The sequence below is a fragment of the Pseudomonas sp. P5_B2 genome (genome assembly GCF_056400445.1).
Genome location: NZ_JBFULH010000612.1, coordinates 1 through 2,373, shown reverse-complemented (window position 1 = coordinate 2,373; position 2,373 = coordinate 1). Strand labels below are relative to the sequence as shown.

Sequence of the window (2,373 nt, the reverse complement as noted above, 5' to 3'; positions counted from 1 at the left end):
GCCCGACATGATGAGCACCTACCCGGACTGGAACAAGGATGCCCAGGCGTCCAACGAAAACTGGCGCAACCTCGGGACTGTCTTTCCAAAAGACAAGTGATCAGAAAAGAAGAAGGATTCCAGCATGCACAGCATCAAAGCCTGCGGCCTGGCCGCTTTCGCCCTCCTGAGTACTTGTTCGCTCAGTGTTCTGGCTGATGAAAATACCGCACTGCAAGACGGTCACGAGTATATGGTGACCACCAATTACCCGAACAACCTGCACGTGATCGACCTGGCAACCGACACACTGCTCAAGACCTGCAAGATGCCCGACGCCTTCGGCCCCGGCACCGTGCAACTGTCGCCGGACCGCAAGATTGCCTATGTGCTGAACAACCACTACGCCRATGTCTATGGAGTTGAACTCGACAACTGCAAACAGGTGTTCCACGCCAGCATCACCCAGAAACAGGGGGAGAAAGCGCGGTCGATGTTCGCCTTCACCATCAGCCACGATGGCAAGGAGCTGTACACCGTCGCCAACCCGACGTTGATGCTCAACGACCGCTACGAAGTGCAGCAACCGCGACTGGATGTCTATGCGACCGACGCCGGCATGGACGCCAAACCCGTGCGCAGTTTCCCGGCGCCTCGGCAACTGACCATCATGCAAAGTGGCGATGACGGCACGCTGTATGTGGCGGGGGCAGACGTCTACAAGGTCAATGTAAAGACCGGCAAGTTCGACGTGCTGATCCCCAGCCGTCACTGGAAACGCCCGAACTACAGCGCGCCGGACGTGCTCTATGTGTGGAACCAGCAGACCTATCGCCATGACTTCTCGCTGCTCTACACCGCGGCGAAATTCAAGGACAAGAAGCAAGATCCCGCCACTGCCGAGTACCTCTACGGGCTGTTCAGCATTGACCTGAAAACCGGCAAGACTGAAACCACCGACTTCGGTCCCCTGACGGAAATCTACTTCAGCGGCATGCGCTCGCCGAAGGACCCGAACCTGATGTTCGGGGTGCTGAACCGGTTGGCCAAGTACGACATCAAGGAAAAGAAAATGCTCCAGTCGGCGGCGCTGGATCATTCTTACTACTGCATTTCCTTCAACAAGGACGGCAGCAAGATCTACCTGGCCGGGACGTTTAACGATGTAGCGGTTTTTGATGCCGACAGCTTGAAGCAGATCGGCAGCATCAAATTGCCGGGTGGGGATATGGCGATTACCACGGCGCAGGTGTTTGTCCGGTAATCGCGGCGCCTGACAGGCCGCCATCGCGAGCAGGCTCGCTCACACACTCGATCTGTGTAGCACCGAAGATCCAATGTGGGCGAGCCTGCCTCGCGATGAGGCCCTCAAAAACACCACACAATCAAACCCCAGGCACCGGACAACCCACATCCCCCTCCTGGCACTTCAGGTAGTTCTTGAACGTCTGAACCCGCGCCTTGGTCAAGTCCGTAGTGCAGTTGCTGTAGACCAACGGATACAAGCTGCCCCCTTCCACTCCCGATGCTGAAAAGGTGCATTCGGCATCCCGAAACGCAATCCACGCCCGCTGCGTCCCTACCAACAACTTTTTGCGGTCTGGCTGACCCTTCAGGCGCGTGTTGATTTGCTGATACAGCGCATTCAATTCCTTGTCGGCCGCTGCATGCTGCTGCGCCGCGCACTGGTTCATCGTGGCCTGGTCGCTGGCGTTGTCGCAGTCCGCAGCGACAGTCATTGAGGTCAACATCACAGGCGCCAGCGCCAGGAGAAAGCGTGATTGCATGGAGGAAACTCGCTGTGACAAGGGTGGAATTGGGGAGCAGTGTAGCCAATTGCCGACCGAGGAGACCTGCCAGAGGGGCGCTGCCAGCCAACTGTCTCGTCTGCAAACCCGAACTTATGCGCGCAAATACGGCCGAATATTGCGGGCATGGTTGATCGCAGCAAGCGATTGGTACATTTTTAGGGTTGGTCTTGTGGTTGTTACTGACCTACTGTTCAGTACAGGAGGTGTCTTATGAACCCAGCATCAGATCGCATCGAAAGGAAAATCCTGCTCAAGGCGAAGCGTTCACACGTCTGGCGCGTGCTGGCCAATGCCGAAGCGTTCGGGCAATGGTTTGGCGTGGCGCTGGAAGGCAAGCGTTTCGTCGCCGGTGAGTGGACCCAGGGGCAGATAACGTATCCCGGGTATGAGCACTTGCTGTGGAATGTGCTGGTGGAGCGGGTCGAGCCGGAACGGCTGTTTTCGTTTCGCTGGCACCCTTACGCCATCCACCCTGAAGTCGACTACTCCCAGGAGCCGACGACGCTGGTGAAATTTGAACTCGAAGACATGGACGATGGCACGCTACTGAGGGTGTCCGAATCCGGTTTCGATCACATTCCCC

The 2,373-nt window shown here is 57.2% G+C and carries 4 protein-coding genes; 3 read left to right on the top strand and 1 reads right to left on the bottom strand.

The genetic code is table 11. The annotated features are described in order from the left end of the window. A partial coding sequence (gene qhpC, locus AC1DRJ_RS24685) for a quinohemoprotein amine dehydrogenase subunit gamma (protein WP_477804467.1) occupies positions 1-100 on the top strand: 100 nt, incomplete at its 5' end. 24 nt (positions 101-124) lie between these two features. Beyond that, complete coding sequence (gene peaD, locus AC1DRJ_RS24680) at positions 125-1,243, top strand: quinohemoprotein amine dehydrogenase subunit beta (protein WP_477804466.1); 1,119 nt, start codon at positions 125-127, stop codon at positions 1,241-1,243. A 121-nt stretch (positions 1,244-1,364) separates the two neighbouring features. On the opposite strand, the gene AC1DRJ_RS24675 is transcribed toward peaD, so the two are convergent. Beyond that, positions 1,365-1,766, bottom strand: a complete 402-nt coding sequence (locus AC1DRJ_RS24675; RefSeq protein ID WP_477804465.1) for a lysozyme inhibitor LprI family protein — start codon at positions 1,764-1,766, stop codon at positions 1,365-1,367. Positions 1,767-2,000: 234 nt separating this feature from the next. On the opposite strand from AC1DRJ_RS24675, the gene AC1DRJ_RS24670 reads away from it, so the two are divergent. After that, the coding region (locus AC1DRJ_RS24670) for an SRPBCC family protein (RefSeq protein WP_477804464.1) at positions 2,001-2,373 on the top strand (373 nt) is incomplete at its 3' end.

Bases quoted from the DNA above. Each gene is read 5' to 3' on its own strand.
- AC1DRJ_RS24675 (WP_477804465.1), bottom strand. From the start codon at position 1,766: ATGCAATCACGCTTTCTCCTGGCGCTGGCGCCTGTGATGTTGACCTCA.